Consider the following 14851-nt stretch of genomic DNA (forward strand, 5'->3'; position numbering starts at 1 on the left):
AAGCATCTTAATGCGGGAGTAGCTCAGTTGGTAGAGCGTCACGTTGCCAACGTGAAAGTCGCGGGTTCAAGTCCCGTCTCCCGCTCATTGTTGAATAATTCCCGGTTATTTCCATGAACAAAATCGGCCGACTCCGCAAAAAAATCGACGCGATTGACCGCAAAATGCTGGCCCTTTTGTCCGAAAGGGGAAAAGTCGCGCAGGGGATCGGCAAAATGAAGAGGGAGAAGGGGGCCGGAGTCCTGGTCCCCTCGCGGGAACAGTCCATCTACGACCGCCTCTCGCGTTTCAACAAGGGGCCCTATCGGCGCGAGGCGGTGCTTTCCATTTTCCGCGAGATCATCTCGGCCACAAGGGCGCTTGAGGCCCCGTTGAGAATTTCCTATCTTGGTCCCGAGGCGACCTTCACCCATATGGCGGCGGTCCGCCACTTCGGCTCATCGGCCGAATTTGTACCCGAGGCGGGGATTGAAAATATCTTTGCGGCGGTGACGCGCGGCGAGTCCGACTTCGGGGTCGTGCCGATCGAAAATTCCACCGAAGGGGTGGTGAGCCACACGCTCGATCTTTTTGTCGATTCCGATTTGAGCATCAGTTCAGAAGAGGTGTTAAAGATCGCCCACCATTTGTTGAGCCGCGAGGAGGGGATAGGCCGGATCGACAGGGTCTATTCCCATCCGCACGCCATCGCCCAGTGCCGAAATTGGCTGATGACCCATCTCCCCAATGTTCCCGTGAAGGAGATGGAGAGCACGGCCGCGGCGGCCAAACGCGCCGCCGGTGAGAGGCATTCCGCGGCGATTGCCTCGGAATTCGCGTCGAGCCGATACGGTTTACCCGTACGGGCCCGCGAGATCCAGGATCAACCGCAGAATTTCACCCGCTTTTTGATCATCGGCCGGCAACCGCCGCGAAGGACGGGGCGCGACAAGACCTCCATCCTTTTTATGACGCGCGACGAGGTGGGGATTCTGCACCAGATACTCGGCTCATTTGCGCGACAAAAGATCAACCTCACCAAGATTGAATCGCGCCCGCTCAAAAAACGGGCCTGGGAATACATGTTTTTTGCCGATCTGGACGGCCATCTCTCGGAGAGAAGGATCGCCCGGGCCCTGTCCGAGGTGCAAAAAAAGTGCACCTTCTTCAAGATTCTGGGGTCATATCCGAAAAGTCGCATATAGTGAGCGAGGATCGGATTTATTCCGTCCGAGCGAACGGGGGGTACGGGGGCGCCGGAGGCAAAGCCCCCGATTTTATGTTTAACAAAATAGCCATCATCGGTGTCGGTTTAATCGGCGGTTCGCTGGGCCTTGAAATAAAGCGCAAAAAACTGGCGCGCGAGGTTGTCGGATGCGGGCGTTCACGGGCCAACCTTGCCGTTGCAAAGCGCCGGCGCCTTATTGACGAAGCAACAACCGATTTGGCCAAAGCGGTTAAAGATGCCGATTTGGTTGTGCTGGGGGCGCCACCGAGAACAATTATAGGTCATATAGGTCGTATAGGACCTATACTGGAGAGGGGAGCGATTGTCATGGATGTCGGTTCCACCAAGGATAAAATCGTCCGCGCCGCAGAGAAATATCTTCCCCGAACCGTTCATTTTGTTGGCGCACACCCGCTGGCCGGCGCCGAAAAAGGGGGGGCCTGGGCCGCCCTTCCCGGCCTGTTTCGGGGCAAGCGATTCGTCATTACCCCCGCTAAAAGGACAAGCCGAAAGGCCCTCGCCGTGGCAAAGCGTTTTTGGAAAAAAATGGGGAGCGAGACGATTATCCTTTCTCCCGAAAGGCATGACCGCATCCTTTCGGCGACAAGCCACCTGCCGCAGATTGTCGCCTCCGCCCTGATGAAAACCATCGGCAATGCCCTTTCGTTTTCCGAAATGAAAAAAATGGGGGGAGGGGGCTTAAAGGACACGACACGCATCGCCGCCTCTCCGGCGGAGATGTGGACGCATATCTGTCTGGAGAATCGGGAAAATCTGTTGAAGAGTCTGCGAAAATTTGAAAGCGAACTGAAGCGCGTCGTCGGACTGATTGAAAAGAAAAATGCCGGCCCGTTGAAAAAATATCTTGAGCGCGCCTCGGAATTGAGGAGAAAATTGTAAAGCGAACCATGCCCCAAGTCTAATGCAATCCCAAACCATCCATCCCGCCCCGCATCTTCGGGGAACAATCTCCGTTCCCGGCGACAAATCCATCTCCCACCGGGCCCTCATTTTTTCCGCAATAGCCGAAGGGGACTCGCGGATCCGCAATCTTCTTTTGGGCGAGGATGTCCTGGCCACCATGCGGATCATGCAACAGTTGGGGGTCAAAATGTCCCACAAGCCCGAGGAAATCCGTCCGGGTGAAACCCTCATCGTGCACGGTGTCGGCCTTTACGGACTACGGCCGAGCCCCCGGCTCCTCGACTGCGGCAATTCAGGCACCACCATGCGCCTCATGATGGGCCTTCTTTCGGCCCAGCCGTTTGAATCGACATTGACGGGCGACCATTCACTCAACCGCCGCCCGATGGAGCGGGTGATCAAGCCGCTTGCCGAAATGGGGGCCCGTTTTGACGTGGAACAAAAGGGGGGAGAACGCACGATCCGGGTTAAAGGAACAAAAAAAATCGGCGCCAGGGACGCAACCACTGGAGGAATAAAATTTCATCTCCCTGTCGCCTCGGCGCAGGTGAAATCGGCCCTTATGCTGGCCGCTCTTTACGCCGCGGAGGAGACACTGGTTATTGAACCATCCCCCTCGCGCGACCATACCGAGCGCCTCTTGGCGGCCATGGGGGTAAAACTCTTCAAAAAGGGGAACGAGGTGATGATTCACCCGGCCGAAAAACTTCAACCCCTCGACATAACCGTCCCCGGCGATTTTTCCAGCGCCGCCTTTTTTGTGGTCGGCGGACTGATAGTCCCTCACTCGGATCTCATTTTGAAGGATGTGGGAATTAACCCCACCCGTTCGGCGCTTGCCGATGTCCTTCGCGAAATGGGAGGAAGCGTCCGTATCGGCAAACCGCGACTCATTGCCGACGAACCGGTGGCGGATATTCATGTCCAAAGTTCACCCTTGAGGGGTTTTGAGTTGAAGGGGGAGATTATTCCCAAACTCATCGATGAAATCCCCATTTTTGCCGTTGCGGCTGTCTGCGCCCGTGGAAAAAGCAGTGTCTCCGATGCCGCCGAATTGCGGGTCAAGGAGTCCGACCGGATTGCCGTTCTGGCGGCGGAACTGAAAAAAATGGGGGTCGTCGTGGAGGAGAAGCCCGACGGCCTTGTCCTTTCAGGGACTCTGCATGAAGGAAAGACAAGGCTGATGGGGGGCGCCTTTGACAGCCATGGGGACCACCGGATCGCCATGAGTTGCGCCATCGGGGCGCTGGCCGCCCAAAATTCCTCGGTTATTTCCGATGTAGAGTGTGTGGCCACCTCATTTCCCGGCTTTTTTGAAATTCTCCATCAACTGGCTTCCTAACCGGCCAGTGCCGGAACCTGATGAAAGTGCCGGGCCTCCCTTGCGGCTCAAAATTTGGCATCGTTTGCACAGTATCTTGCCAAAGTGGAACTTATTCCTGTAAAATCATTTGACTTTAGAGGTATTTAAGAATAAACGCGATGGGCCTTTGCAAAGGAGGAAATTAATCATAATGACCGAGACACAGACCGCATCCGATTTTAAAACGCTTTTCGAGGAACGCCTCAAAACTTTCAATGTCCAGGAGGGAAAACTGGTGACTGGCACGGTTGTGGCGGTGGGGCGCGACATGGTTTCCGTCGACATCGGCTTCAAGACGGAGGGTTACATCCCGGTTGAGGAATTCATCAATTTTGACGGCGAGGTGGGGGTCAAGCCGGGCGACGCCATCCGGGTGGTGTTGGAGCAGATCGAGGACGACAACGGGAATCTGATCCTCTCCAAGGAGCGGGCGGACGCCCTGGAGGCATGGGACAAGGTGGCGGAGGCCCATGAAAAGGATCAAATTATCGAGGGGGTCATCGTCAACAAGATCAAGGGGGGGATGTCGGTCAATCTGGGGGGGATCAAGGCCTTTCTTCCCGGTTCGCAGATTGACCTGAAGCCGGTCAAAAGCCTCGACAAGCTCATCGGTCATAAATTTCAGTTCAAAATCATCAAGCTCAACAAGGCCAAGGGAAACATCGTCCTCTCGCGCCGCGTTGTTCTGGAAAAAGAGCGCGAATCACAAAAGAAGAACCTTCTCGAAAACCTTCGCGAAGGGCAGGTGATCAAGGGGGTGGTCAAGAACCTCACCGAATATGGGGCGTTTGTGGACCTGGGGGGGATCGACGGCCTTCTTCATATCACCGACATGAGCTGGGGGCGCGCGGGCCATCCGAGCGAGATCTTTTCGGTCGGCGACGAAATCGACGTCGTGGTTTTGAAATACGACCCCAAAAACGAAAAAGTCTCACTTGGCTACAAACAGCTCCTCCCCGACCCCTGGAAAGAGGTGAAGGGGAAGTTCACGCCGGGTGAAAAGCTTCAGGGAAAGGTGGTCAACATCACCGACTACGGCATTTTTGTGGAGCTCGCGGAGGGGATCGAGGGGTTGGTGCATGTCTCGGAGCTTTCGTGGTCCAAAAAGACGCGGCACCCGTCCAAGATGGTCAAGCAGGGGGATGTCATTGAGGCGGTGGTGCTGGATGTCGATCCCGGCAACCGGCGCATTGCGCTCGGCATGAAGCAGTTGGATCCGAATCCGTGGGACGGGCTGGTGGAAAAATATCCGGCGGGGACAAAAGTCCGCGGCACGGTGCGCAATGTCACCGATTTCGGCGTTTTTGTGGGGATCGAGGGGGAAGAGATCGACGGGCTGGTCCATGTCTCCGATTTGACGTGGGATAAAAACGTCAAACATCCGTCCGAGCTTTACAAGAAAGGGGATGAGGTTGATTGTGTGGTCATCACGGTGGACAAGGGAGCCGAGCGGTTCGCCCTCGGCTTGAAACAGCTCGAAGACGACCCGCGGGCGAATATGGCGCGAAAATACCGGACAGGGACGGCGGTTTCGGGAGTTGTTGTACAGGCAACCGACAAAGGGGTCGTCGTCCGCCTCGAAGACGACACAACCGGTTTTATTGCCAATGCCGATCTTTCCCTGCACGCAAAAGAGGAGGGTCATGAAAGGCCCAAAGAAGGGGAGACAGTCACGGCGACGGTCAAAAAAGTCGACCCCCGCGAAAATCGTGTTCTCTTGAGCGTCAAGACCTACGAGAAGGCCCAGGAGAAGGAGCACATGAAGGAGTTCCTCTCCAAACAGGGCGATTCGTCGGTGAAATTGCAGGATATAGCAAAGTAAAACAAGCTCCAAATTCCAAGCTCCAAATTCCAAGCTGAAATTTTTTTTGGAATTTGGAATTTGGGATTTGGAATTTGCCTTTAAGTATGCGCCGGCATCCAATCCTCCTTTCATTTCTGGTCGTCTTTCTCATCCTTTTTTTCCTGGCCGGCGTCTTTGTCGTGGTTGTCGCCCTCACGGGGGGCGATGGAGCAAAGTGGCTCCCGCTGGGCGATATCGCGATTGTTGAAATTGAAGGCCCCATCTTCGACTCCACCGACATCATCAAGGAGCTTCACCGTTACGGCGAAAACAGCTCCATCAAGGCGGTGGTGTTGCGGATCGATTCCCCCGGCGGGGCCGTGGCCCCCTCGCAGGAAATTTTCGAGGAGGTCAAAAAACTCAAAAAAACCAAAAAAGTCGTCGTCTCCCTGGGAACGGTGGGGGCCTCGGGGGCCTACTACATCGCCTGCGCGGCGGATAAAATCATCGCCAGCCCCGGCACCATCACCGGCTCCATCGGCGTCATCATGGAAAGCATGAGCTTTCACGAAGTGCTCAAATGGGCCCGTCTCGAAAACCGCGTGATCAAAAGCGGCGAGTACAAGGATGTCGGCTCCCCCTTCCGCGAAATGCTTCCCGGGGAAAGGGCCTATCTGCAGGCCATTCTCGACAATATGTACGGCCAGTTCAAAAATGCGGTGGCCGAAAACCGGGGTTTTTCGCAGGAACAAATCGATCTGATCGCGGAGGGAAAAATTTACACGGGGGAACAGGCGATGACCCAAAAGCTTGTCGACGGATTGGGGACGCTGTACGACGCCATCGACGAGGCCAAAAAGCTTGCCGGCCTTTCACCGGATGCCCGCGTCATCTGGCCGCGGAAGGACAAATTCCCGTTCGAGTCGCTTTTGTTCGATTCGATGGAAAAAAATTCGCTTGAGCATTTTGTCAAAAAATATTTTCATGGCATGGACGCGCCGGTCTGGTTATACTCCATGAACCCTCTCAAAATCGACTAAGGAAGGATTCTTAATTATGAACAAGAGCGATTTAATTGAAACCGTTTCCGAAAAAGTCAAAAGCCTCGCCCGACGGGAGGTGGAGGCGATTGTCGAAACCATCTTCGACAAAATGACGGGGGCCTTGTCCAAGGGGGACCGGATTGAGATCCGCGGATTCGGCAGTTTTGAAGTGCGCGTGCGGGAGCCGCGGCAGGGGAGAAACCCCAAGACGGGGGCGCAGGTCTATGTGAATACCCGGCGCGTCCCGTTTTTCAAGGTGGGAAAGGAACTGCGCGAGCGGGTCAACAACGGGGCGGGGGCGGCCTAAATGAAGGTTCTTTGGGCCCCCTGGAGGATGGATTTCATCTTGAGGGCCCGCGAAAAGACAGGCCCCTGCATCTTCTGCGAACTCCCCAAACAAAAAAAATCACCCCGCAATCTCATTTTGCACAAGGGCAAAAAGGCCTTTGTCATCCTCAACCGCTATCCTTACAGCAACGGGCATCTGATGGTGGTGCCGAAAAGGCATCTCGAGGGCCTGGAAAAATTGACCCCTTCGGAGCATGCCGAACTGGGCGTTCTCGTCACCCGCTCGGTGGCTGTCCTTAAAAAAGCGTTCAAACCGCAGGGTTTTAACATCGGCATGAATCTGGGAAGGGTGGCGGGGGCGGGCATTGAGGACCATGTTCACACCCATGTGGTCCCGCGCTGGATCGGGGACGCGAGTTTTATGCCGGTTATCGGAAACAGCCGGGTGATTCCGGAGGCGTTAAAGGAGACGTATCGAAAACTGGCGAGGATATTTTAAAATGTCAAATGACAAATTCCAAATTTCCAAGGAATGTCAAAACTCCAAACGACAAATTTGATATTGTTGTTTTGAGTTTCTTTTGACATTTGAACTTTGACATTTGTCATTTTCCCCTACCCCGTAATCTTTTTGCCCGGCTTTCTCAATTTCTTGATGTCAACGGCGGGGGCTTCGTCCGGATACGTTTGTACCGGCGCTCGAACCGGGGCGCTGGACTGCAATTTTTTCAAATCCTCCACTTTCGCCTCGCTGGAAAGCTTCCCCCCCACAAAACCGCTGGCGTCGCGGTCACAGGATATGGCGCGGGCTTGGGTTTCGCGCTCTTCGCGGATCCGGTTGACCTCTTTTTCGAGGCGGCGGCGCGGCGAGGGGAAACGTTCGATCAGGTAGGCGAGTTGCTTTTTGACCGTCGCATCGACAAGCAGATTTCCACCTTTTACCAACCCCTGATCTTTAAGGGCTTTGACGCTGTTCCAAAAAACTTCCTCCGTGATGCCGGAGGATGGTTTGATGCTCCTGAAATAAAGTTTCTTTAAATCTTCATCGGTCCATTCCCCTTCGCGCACCAGATTGGGATCAAAAGGTTTGAAAACCGGCCCGGTGTAGCGATACGGCCGGAGCGACATGAATTTTTCTTTGGAGACGAGGTAAGAGCCGTCGGCCTGTTTGCAATCGTCGAAGGCGTTTTTCCATTGGGGATAGGCAAACCGGGTGGAATCGACAAAACCGTTCCGGTAGAGGTAGGGGATGTCGCCGGGGAGATAGTGGATGAACCCCTCTTTCGTCTTGGGAACCTTCTCCCAGATGTACTCCATCGGGTCCTGGATTTCCTGGGGCATAGTCTAATTAACCATACCAATAACTCGAACTGCCGTCATCATATTTTGCCATGTCCTCCTCATGCTCATAGGCCACATCATCTTTTTCGGCCTCGGCCTCCAGGTAGTCCGCATCCGCCTTGGTCTGCGAGGCCTCGGCGCGGATGGCGTCGTTCTCGGCGTTTTTCCAGTCGACCTTGTAGGTCAGCTCGGCCTCTTTTTCGCGGACCCTTAAGGCCTCCATCTGGATCTGGTAGTTTTTGTCGGCCTCGTAGATGCGGGCGTCATAGTCGTATTTGGCCTGCTGAATCACGGCGTCGGACTGTTCCTGCGCGATTTGCAAGTCAACCTCGTTCGAATCGAGCGCTATGGCCTCGTTCGAATCGGCCTGATATTTTGTCGCCTCGACATATTCCCAGTTATATCCGCCACCCATAATTGACTCCTTTCACAATTAAGCTGTTTCACTTCCCGACGATCCTGTATCGTCGATTTCTTCGTCATACCCCAAATACGATTCTTCCTCCTCAATGCTTTCATCGGTATCAGAGGCCGCTTCAACCGAGGCAAGGGCGCTGTTTGAAACAGCGGATGAATCGCTACTTGTTTCATCCGTCGCTGAACTTGCAGGCGAGAAGGCAACAGTTTGTTCCTCCGGATTGCCGATATTTGCCGCCATGTCTGCCTGTCTGGCCTGATCCGCCTCGCTCAACTCCTGTCCGCGAGAAACCGCATCGCTAAAATTAAAAGCAGTTGGATCGGCTGACAACAAATCGCGTTCCTCGGCAGGCAACGGAGGAGCCCCTCCACCTGGCGTTGTCTGTTCTACCTTGCCCATAAATCGCCCCTTGCCCCTATTATCGGCCGATCTATCCTTCAAAGTTGCTTTGGGGATTAGTCTCCCCACTTTTTTGCTTCTGCAATCTCCGCTCCCAAGCCGCTTCATCCGCCACTGGCGGCGCGGCTTGGGAACCCTTGCTTTGGGGGGTTACCACCCCCAAGGGACCCGATGCCTCTGCCTAACTATAGAGTTTAACATACTTTTTTTAATCCCGGATAGAGGTTATTTTTTGACCTTGGCCCTCTTTTGGGATATAAAGGGCCTCCCGTGAAACGAACGATTTTCTTTATTTTCCTCTTGTTAGCCTCTTTTTTGGCCCTGCGGACCCTGTCCCAGGCCTATTACCCCGCCACCTTTTGGTCTTCCGACCGTCTCCCTCTCCATATCGTTGGAGTCCGCGCCGGAAAGGTGGTATCGGGGGATGAAACCAATCTGGTTGCTTTAAGCCCCAACAAGCTGGTCGTTTACCGCATATCCGAGTCGAAACTTGTTCCGGTGGCGGAATATGCCGGTGGCGGGCGCGACTCATGGATTAAACTGTCGTTGATCGACCTTGACGGAAACGGCGCCGACGAGATCATCGTCTCCGGTTTTTATCACGAAGACACCTCGTCTTTTGTCGCGACGGTTCGGGATGGAAAAATCCAAAAGATCGCCGACGCGCCGTATCATTTATCCGCCATCACCTGGGAGGGCGAGCCGCCCCGGCAGGGCGAGCCGCCCCGGCAGGGCGAGCCGCCCCGGCAGGGGAAAAAAATCCTCGTTGCCCAGAAAAGGTTTGGCGGGGACGATTTTTCGGGGCCTTTGATCGAGATGGGGTTGAACGGGGGTAAGCTGGTAAAAAAAAGGGAGATAATCCTCCCCGGCGGAATTTCGGGCGAGTCGATATCCCTTTTTTCCGTGGCCGGACTGGAGCCGATGGAAGGCAAGGGAGGTTTTTTACAGCTGAACTCGATGGGAAAACTTCTTCATTACGTCAGGCAGGGAGATGGAAAATATAAAAAAGAGTGGACCAGTGGGGAGAGCTATTCGGCGGTATTTACCGCTCTAGACATTACTGTAAGAAATATGATGAATGAGGTTGAAAAAGAAAGGTTTTTGGTTCCTGTTTCATTCCAGATAAAAGCCGAAGATCAGCCTCTTCCGCTGGTGACCCTGCCGCCGCCGTCATCCCCTTCCCCCCTGCAGGTTTATGTCGTGAAGAATGAGGGGTATTTGAAAAATATTGTCGGCCCTATCCCCTCGGTCAAAAATGCGCAGATGGTCCGCTTGGTCTGGAGCGGATATGGTTTTCAGGAGGACTGGAATTCGCCGCGGCTCGATGGAGCCATCTCGGATTTTGACATCGTCGACTGGGATGACGACGGCACGCCGGAGATTCTCGCGGCCCTTCTTTTGCGGGACAAGGGATATTTTGATACGTTGAAAAAGCAGGATAGTTTGTTGATTGTGCTCGATTTGCCGTGAGGGTTGTGTTAAAAAGGGATTATGGTCGAAGATTCAAGTTTCAAGAAGGTCCTGGAATGGATGGAAACGTTGAATTCCCGCATGGCGCGCATGGAGGAATTGCAACAGTATCATTCTCAAAAACTGGAAACCGTTTTTGATGTCCTTCAGGAGATGCGCGATGACCTTCGCATGCTTAAACGCACGGTTGTCCTCCATGAAGACGAAATCAACGAATTAAAAAAACACATCGGACTCTCGAAACACTAGCCTCACGAATGTGGCAGGGGGCGGATTTGAACCGCCGACCAAGGGCTTATGAGTCCCCTGCTCTACCACTGAGCTACCCTGCCAATGTTGTATTTTACGATTTGAAAACGTCTTTATATTTGCTCATCAGTTGTTGGGAGTAATTTGCAATATCGGTCACGGTGTTTTGAATGGCGGCCATGGCGGGGTTTGCTACCTGTCTCTTTTTGGAATCCGCCAGGTATTCGTCAAAGGACTTCACCAGCGCCGAGATAAAATTCTCCCCGATCCGCTTGACGTCACCGCGGGTTAATTCCTTCCCTTTGATTTCCCCCTCGAATTTCATGTACTTTTGGAAGAGATTCTGTGGATCGGCCATAGTCTCATCCATATACCATGCAGGCCCAAAAAAGCGCCATAAAATTTGTGCGTGGTGTCTTGGCACCTCAAATGGGATAAAGCCAAAAAAGCTGTATAACTCATTGAAACAAATATGTATAATGGGCTTGAAATCGGGAAACGATCAGCGGACACAACTCTCGAAGAGACCCAGCCGATAACTAAACCGGGCGAGGGTTCCCGCCGAGCGCCGACCGATAGGGAGGATAAAGCGAGGTGGGAGCGGAGCCGACAAGGATAATGAGGTAACTAAATCAACTCTCGGCAAAAATAGGAGTTACTTATGAGTTTGAATAAAACGACAGGCGCGTCCAGCATTGGGACGGGGCGCGAGGATCCGCTGATAAAGATCAAGGCGGAACAGGCCGAAAAGGCCAAAAAAGATGCCGAGATGATTCAGGAGCAGGCGCAAGATGAGAGCAAGCTGGCGGGAGAGATAGGAACGACCTCGGCCGCGGTTGGAAAAGGGAGCAAGGTTGTTGGAAAAGAATTGGCCAAACATGCCGCCAACAAGGCCGCGGAAAAGGCGGTTGAAGGGTCTATAAAAACGGGTTTGGAAAAGGGCATCGAGGCGGGAGCCGAACAATATTCAACCAGCGCCTTGGGAACTCTTGAATCGGCCCATACAGCCGATGCCGGATTTTTCAGCGCGACCGGCGCCATTGGCGAGGGAGGTGCACTTGGGACTGATTTGGGAAGCGGGGCCACTGGTTTTACCGGTTTTACTTTAGAAGGCGCAGGTGGTCTGACAGGAGGCACTGCTGTCGGCGCAGGGGCCGAAGCAACTGGTGCCGCGGTTGCCGGAGAAGCGGTCGCCGCAAGTGGTTTGGCGGGTGAAGGTGCAGTTGCCGGAACGAGCGGCTTTTTTGCCGCGGAAACCGCTCTTGGCACCGGTGGGGCTCTTACAGGTACCGCCGCAACTGCAACGGGTGCGGCGGCAGGTGGCACCGCTGTTGCGGGCGCCGCCACGGGTGCAACTGCAGGTACTGCTGTAACTGCCGGGACAGCCGGCGCCGCAGGGACTGTCGCGGCCGGATCGGGAGCGGCGGCAACGGTGCCGGTTGTCGGCTGGGTCGTGGCCGGCGTCGGACTTGCGGTTGCGGCAGGACTGGCTATTTCAGCGGCCTCAAAATCAGGGGACGCCGGTCAAACTGTCAAGACGGGGATAGATACTATGAACACCGGCGCCGCGCAATGGAAAGACCGGCCTTGGGGAGGCAAATCATAGCCAGACCAATGTGGGAAAGTGGGATAGAGGGCTTGACTCTTTCCCTCCGCTATCCTAGCATCAAAAGGAGCATGAAAACCGCCGAACTTCTGCAGATGGACGCCAAAGGGAGAGTCACGCTTCCTCAAAAAGTCAGAGGCCGGTCAAAAGGGTATTTTACCTACGAGGTTGACTCAAGAGGGGTTATTCGTCTGATTCCCGTTGTGGGGGTGATCCGGGCCGATCAGGCCTGGTTTTGGACCAAACGATGGCAGGCAGGAGAAAAAGCGGCGTCGGAGGATATAAGAAAAGGGCGTGTGACACGGGTCGTCTTTAAAGATCTTAAAAAATTTCTCAAGACCCTCTGATGCCTTTTAACTTTCAATTTACCAACCGGTTTAAAAAACAATTCCAGGGGTTGCCTTCCGAGGTGCAAAAGGCGGCTCAAAAGACAATCCGATACCTTGGGTTGAATCCCCGTCATCCTTCCCTTCAAACCCACAAAGTTCATGGTGTCCTTTCAGGGTTAAAATCCATTGAGATATTTGAGACCTATGTAACGATGAAATACAGACTCACCTGGGAATATGGCCCCGAACAGAATATGATCACCCTGCGTAATATTGACAACCATGATGAATGTCTAAAAAACCCGTGAAACCCCTCGTCGCCATTGTCGGCCGGCCGAACGTCGGCAAGTCCACTCTTTTTAACCGCTTCGTCGGCAAGCGGCAGGCCCTGGTTCAAGATGTGCCGGGGATCACCCGCGACCGGCATTATGCCGAGGCGGAATGGGACGGGACCACGTTTCGTCTTGTCGACACCGGCGGACTGGAATTTGAAACAACCGACCGGCTCCAGAAAAAAATGTCCGATCAGGCGTTCAAAGGAATTGAAGAGGCCGATTGCATTATCTGTGTTGTTGACGGCAAGGTCGGCGTCACCACCCTCGACCGTGAATGGGTGGAAAAAATCCGCAAGATCAACAAGCCGAAGTTTTTTGTCGTGAACAAGATCGACTCAGCCAAAGACGAGGCCCTGTTGGCCGATTTTTACCCCCTCGGCATGGACCCGATGTTTCCTGTGTCAGCGGAGACTTCGCGGGGCGTTTCGGATTTGTTGGATCGGGTGGTATCAATTTTGAAAATAACTCCCCCTGCACCCCCTCTTAATTTAAGAGGGGGAGGGGGGGAGTTATTACAAATAGCAATAATCGGCCGCCCGAACGTCGGCAAATCCACGCTCTTAAACCGCCTCCTCGGAGAAGAGCGGGCCATCGTGGACGAAACACCGGGGACTACCCGCGACCCGATTAATACCTATCTGTCCTATCAAAATCGTCCTGTTTGTCTTATCGACACCGCCGGCATCCGGAAAAAGGGGAGAACGGATACCGCTATCGAAAAATTTTCCATCGTCAAAAGTTTAAAGACAATCGAAAAGGCCGATGTGACGTTTCTTCTTGTGGACGGCAACGAGGGGGTCACCGATCAGGACACGCATGTGGCCGGTTCGGCCTACGAAAAAGACAAACCGATCATTCTCATTGTCAACAAGTGGGACGAGGGACAGAAAAAAACGGGCCGTGACTCCTTTCTGGATCAACTCCAAAGGAAGTTTCATTTCAGCCTTTACAGCCCCGTTTTGTTTGTCTCGGCAAAAACAGGTTCAAAAACCGAAAAAATATTCCCGACCGCCCTTCGGATTTACGAGCAGTATCAAAGGCGCGTCCCCACCGCTGAGCTGAACAAGGCGTTTGGCCGAATTATTGAAAAACATCCCCTGCCGGTGTATCGCGGACGAAACATCAAAATCTATTATGCAACACAAACGGGAATCGCCCCTCCGACGTTTGTTGTCTTTTCCAACGAACCGGGTAAAATCCACTTTTCGTACGAACGCTATCTGAACAATGCCCTCAGGGAGTCGTTCGGGTTTACGGAGGTGCCGGTCAAGATTGTTTTCAGGAAAAAATGAAACATCTCATCTCCAACCTCAAGCACATCGCCACCCAGTACCACAAACTCGACTGCTTCAACCTGTCCGCGGCGCTTTCGTTTTACGCCATTTTGTCCATCCTGCCGATTCTGCTTATCGTCATCTCGCTCGTCGGTCACTACATCGGCCAGTCGGATGTCCTTCTCGACAAAACGGGGGGGCTGATTGAAGCCGTCGTCCCGTCGCTCAAGGAGGGGCTGGTCAACAATCTGCAAACGGTCATAAAGGCGCGCACCCAGTCCGGCTGGTTCGGCATCCTGCTTCTCTTTTTTGTGGCCCATTTCATGTTCGCCAACCTGGAGCACACGATCAACCGCCTTCTCCACGCAAAGGAGAAACGCCACTTTCTCATCACCCGCCTTTTGTTTCTGGTCTGGCTGATGGGGATATCCTTTCTTCTGATGGTGCCGTCGCTCGTCAATCTGGCGCAGGCTTTGGTTGAAAAATGGGGCTTTACCCTGGAATTCTCCCGGATCTTCCGCGGCAACGAGTGGTTTTTTGTCTCCTCGGTTCTTTCGTTTGTGATGATGATCCTTCTGGTGCCGACGCAAAAGATTCCCTTCAGGGACGCGCTGACGGGAGGGCTGATTTTCGCCGTCCTCCTGCAGATTGCCCGGTGGGGTTTCAGGCTCTACACGCCCGTCTACTTCCACCGGTACAATCTCATCTACGGATCGCTGACCACCCTCATTGTCGGGGCGATCTGGATTTTTTATTTTTCGAATATTCTGCTGTTGTGCGTTCTGTGGGTGGGGGAGAGGCAGAAAAGAGTATAACAATTCA

17 protein-coding genes and 2 tRNA genes are annotated in these 14851 nt (G+C 53.8%); 14 read left to right on the forward strand and 5 right to left on the reverse strand.

Annotated features, from left to right (window positions below; all coding sequences use genetic code 11):
- Positions 1 to 12 precede the first annotated feature (12 nt).
- From HYU99_06365 to HYU99_06400, 8 genes are all read left to right on the forward strand, one after another.
- Positions 13 to 85, forward strand: a tRNA-Gly gene (locus HYU99_06365).
- Between the two features lie 28 nt (positions 86 to 113).
- Entirely contained in the window at positions 114 to 1184 is a 1071-nt protein-coding gene (gene pheA, locus HYU99_06370) for a prephenate dehydratase (protein ID MBI2339970.1), read from the forward strand.
- Between the two features lie 74 nt (positions 1185 to 1258).
- Positions 1259 to 2107 carry a prephenate dehydrogenase gene (locus tag HYU99_06375; GenBank protein ID MBI2339971.1) on the forward strand — a complete coding sequence of 283 codons (849 nt, stop codon included), beginning with the start codon at positions 1259 to 1261 and terminating at the stop codon, positions 2105 to 2107.
- A gap of 22 nt (positions 2108 to 2129) precedes the next feature.
- Entirely contained in the window at positions 2130 to 3473 is a 1344-nt protein-coding gene (gene aroA / locus HYU99_06380; GenBank protein MBI2339972.1) for a 3-phosphoshikimate 1-carboxyvinyltransferase, read from the forward strand.
- 172 nt (positions 3474 to 3645) lie between these two features.
- Positions 3646 to 5316 carry a 30S ribosomal protein S1 gene (locus HYU99_06385; protein MBI2339973.1) on the forward strand — a complete coding sequence of 557 codons (1671 nt, stop codon included), beginning with the start codon at positions 3646 to 3648 and terminating at the stop codon, positions 5314 to 5316.
- An 86-nt stretch (positions 5317 to 5402) separates the two neighbouring features.
- Positions 5403 to 6317 (forward strand): signal peptide peptidase SppA, encoded by a 915-nt coding sequence (sppA, locus tag HYU99_06390; GenBank protein ID MBI2339974.1) that lies wholly within the window; start codon positions 5403 to 5405, stop codon positions 6315 to 6317.
- Positions 6318 to 6333: 16 nt separating this feature from the next.
- Complete coding sequence (locus tag HYU99_06395) at positions 6334 to 6627, forward strand: integration host factor subunit beta (GenBank protein ID MBI2339975.1); 294 nt, start codon at positions 6334 to 6336, stop codon at positions 6625 to 6627.
- On the forward strand, positions 6628 to 7107 hold the full coding sequence (locus HYU99_06400; protein MBI2339976.1) for an HIT domain-containing protein: 480 nt from the start codon (positions 6628 to 6630) through the stop codon (positions 7105 to 7107).
- A gap of 116 nt (positions 7108 to 7223) precedes the next feature.
- Here the strand turns inward: HYU99_06400 and HYU99_06405 are convergent, their stop codons facing one another.
- The 3 genes from HYU99_06405 to HYU99_06415 are packed head-to-tail and all read right to left on the reverse strand — an operon-like array spanning position 7224 to position 8766.
- A complete protein-coding gene (locus tag HYU99_06405; GenBank protein ID MBI2339977.1) occupies positions 7224 to 7949 on the reverse strand; it encodes a hypothetical protein in 726 nt (241 codons plus the stop codon).
- Between the two features lie 7 nt (positions 7950 to 7956).
- The gene (locus tag HYU99_06410; GenBank protein MBI2339978.1) at positions 7957 to 8364 is read right to left on the reverse strand and encodes a hypothetical protein; all 408 of its coding nucleotides are present in this window, start codon (positions 8362 to 8364) and stop codon (positions 7957 to 7959) included.
- An 18-nt stretch (positions 8365 to 8382) separates the two neighbouring features.
- Positions 8383 to 8766 carry a hypothetical protein gene (locus tag HYU99_06415; protein ID MBI2339979.1) on the reverse strand — a complete coding sequence of 128 codons (384 nt, stop codon included), beginning with the start codon at positions 8764 to 8766 and terminating at the stop codon, positions 8383 to 8385.
- Between the two features lie 270 nt (positions 8767 to 9036).
- Between HYU99_06415 and HYU99_06420 the strand changes: the two genes are divergently transcribed.
- Positions 9037 to 10236, forward strand: a complete 1200-nt coding sequence (locus HYU99_06420) for a VCBS repeat-containing protein (GenBank protein ID MBI2339980.1) — start codon at positions 9037 to 9039, stop codon at positions 10234 to 10236.
- A gap of 21 nt (positions 10237 to 10257) precedes the next feature.
- On the forward strand, positions 10258 to 10485 hold the full coding sequence (locus tag HYU99_06425; protein MBI2339981.1) for a hypothetical protein: 228 nt from the start codon (positions 10258 to 10260) through the stop codon (positions 10483 to 10485).
- Between the two features lie 11 nt (positions 10486 to 10496).
- Here HYU99_06425 and HYU99_06430 read toward each other — a convergent pair.
- Together HYU99_06430 and HYU99_06435 are read right to left on the reverse strand one after the other, a co-directional pair.
- A tRNA-Met gene (locus HYU99_06430) sits at positions 10497 to 10568 on the reverse strand.
- Positions 10569 to 10579: 11 nt separating this feature from the next.
- Positions 10580 to 10843 carry a hypothetical protein gene (locus tag HYU99_06435; GenBank protein ID MBI2339982.1) on the reverse strand — a complete coding sequence of 88 codons (264 nt, stop codon included), beginning with the start codon at positions 10841 to 10843 and terminating at the stop codon, positions 10580 to 10582.
- Between the two features lie 303 nt (positions 10844 to 11146).
- On the opposite strand from HYU99_06435, the gene HYU99_06440 reads away from it, so the two are divergent.
- From HYU99_06440 to HYU99_06455, 4 genes are all read left to right on the forward strand, one after another.
- Entirely contained in the window at positions 11147 to 12091 is a 945-nt protein-coding gene (locus HYU99_06440; protein MBI2339983.1) for a hypothetical protein, read from the forward strand.
- 71 nt (positions 12092 to 12162) lie between these two features.
- Complete coding sequence (locus tag HYU99_06445) at positions 12163 to 12438, forward strand: hypothetical protein (protein ID MBI2339984.1); 276 nt, start codon at positions 12163 to 12165, stop codon at positions 12436 to 12438.
- Positions 12439 to 12724: 286 nt separating this feature from the next.
- A complete protein-coding gene (der, locus tag HYU99_06450; protein ID MBI2339985.1) occupies positions 12725 to 14047 on the forward strand; it encodes a ribosome biogenesis GTPase Der in 1323 nt (440 codons plus the stop codon).
- Positions 14044 to 14844: a YihY/virulence factor BrkB family protein gene (locus tag HYU99_06455; GenBank protein ID MBI2339986.1), complete on the forward strand. Its 801-nt coding sequence runs from the start codon at positions 14044 to 14046 to the stop codon at positions 14842 to 14844. The genes der and HYU99_06455 overlap by 4 nt, the downstream gene beginning before the upstream one ends.
- The last annotated feature ends 7 nt before the right edge of the window (positions 14845 to 14851 follow it).

This window comes from Deltaproteobacteria bacterium, from assembly GCA_016183175.1.
Classification (GTDB): Bacteria; UBA10199; UBA10199; order UBA10199; family SBBF01; genus JACPFC01.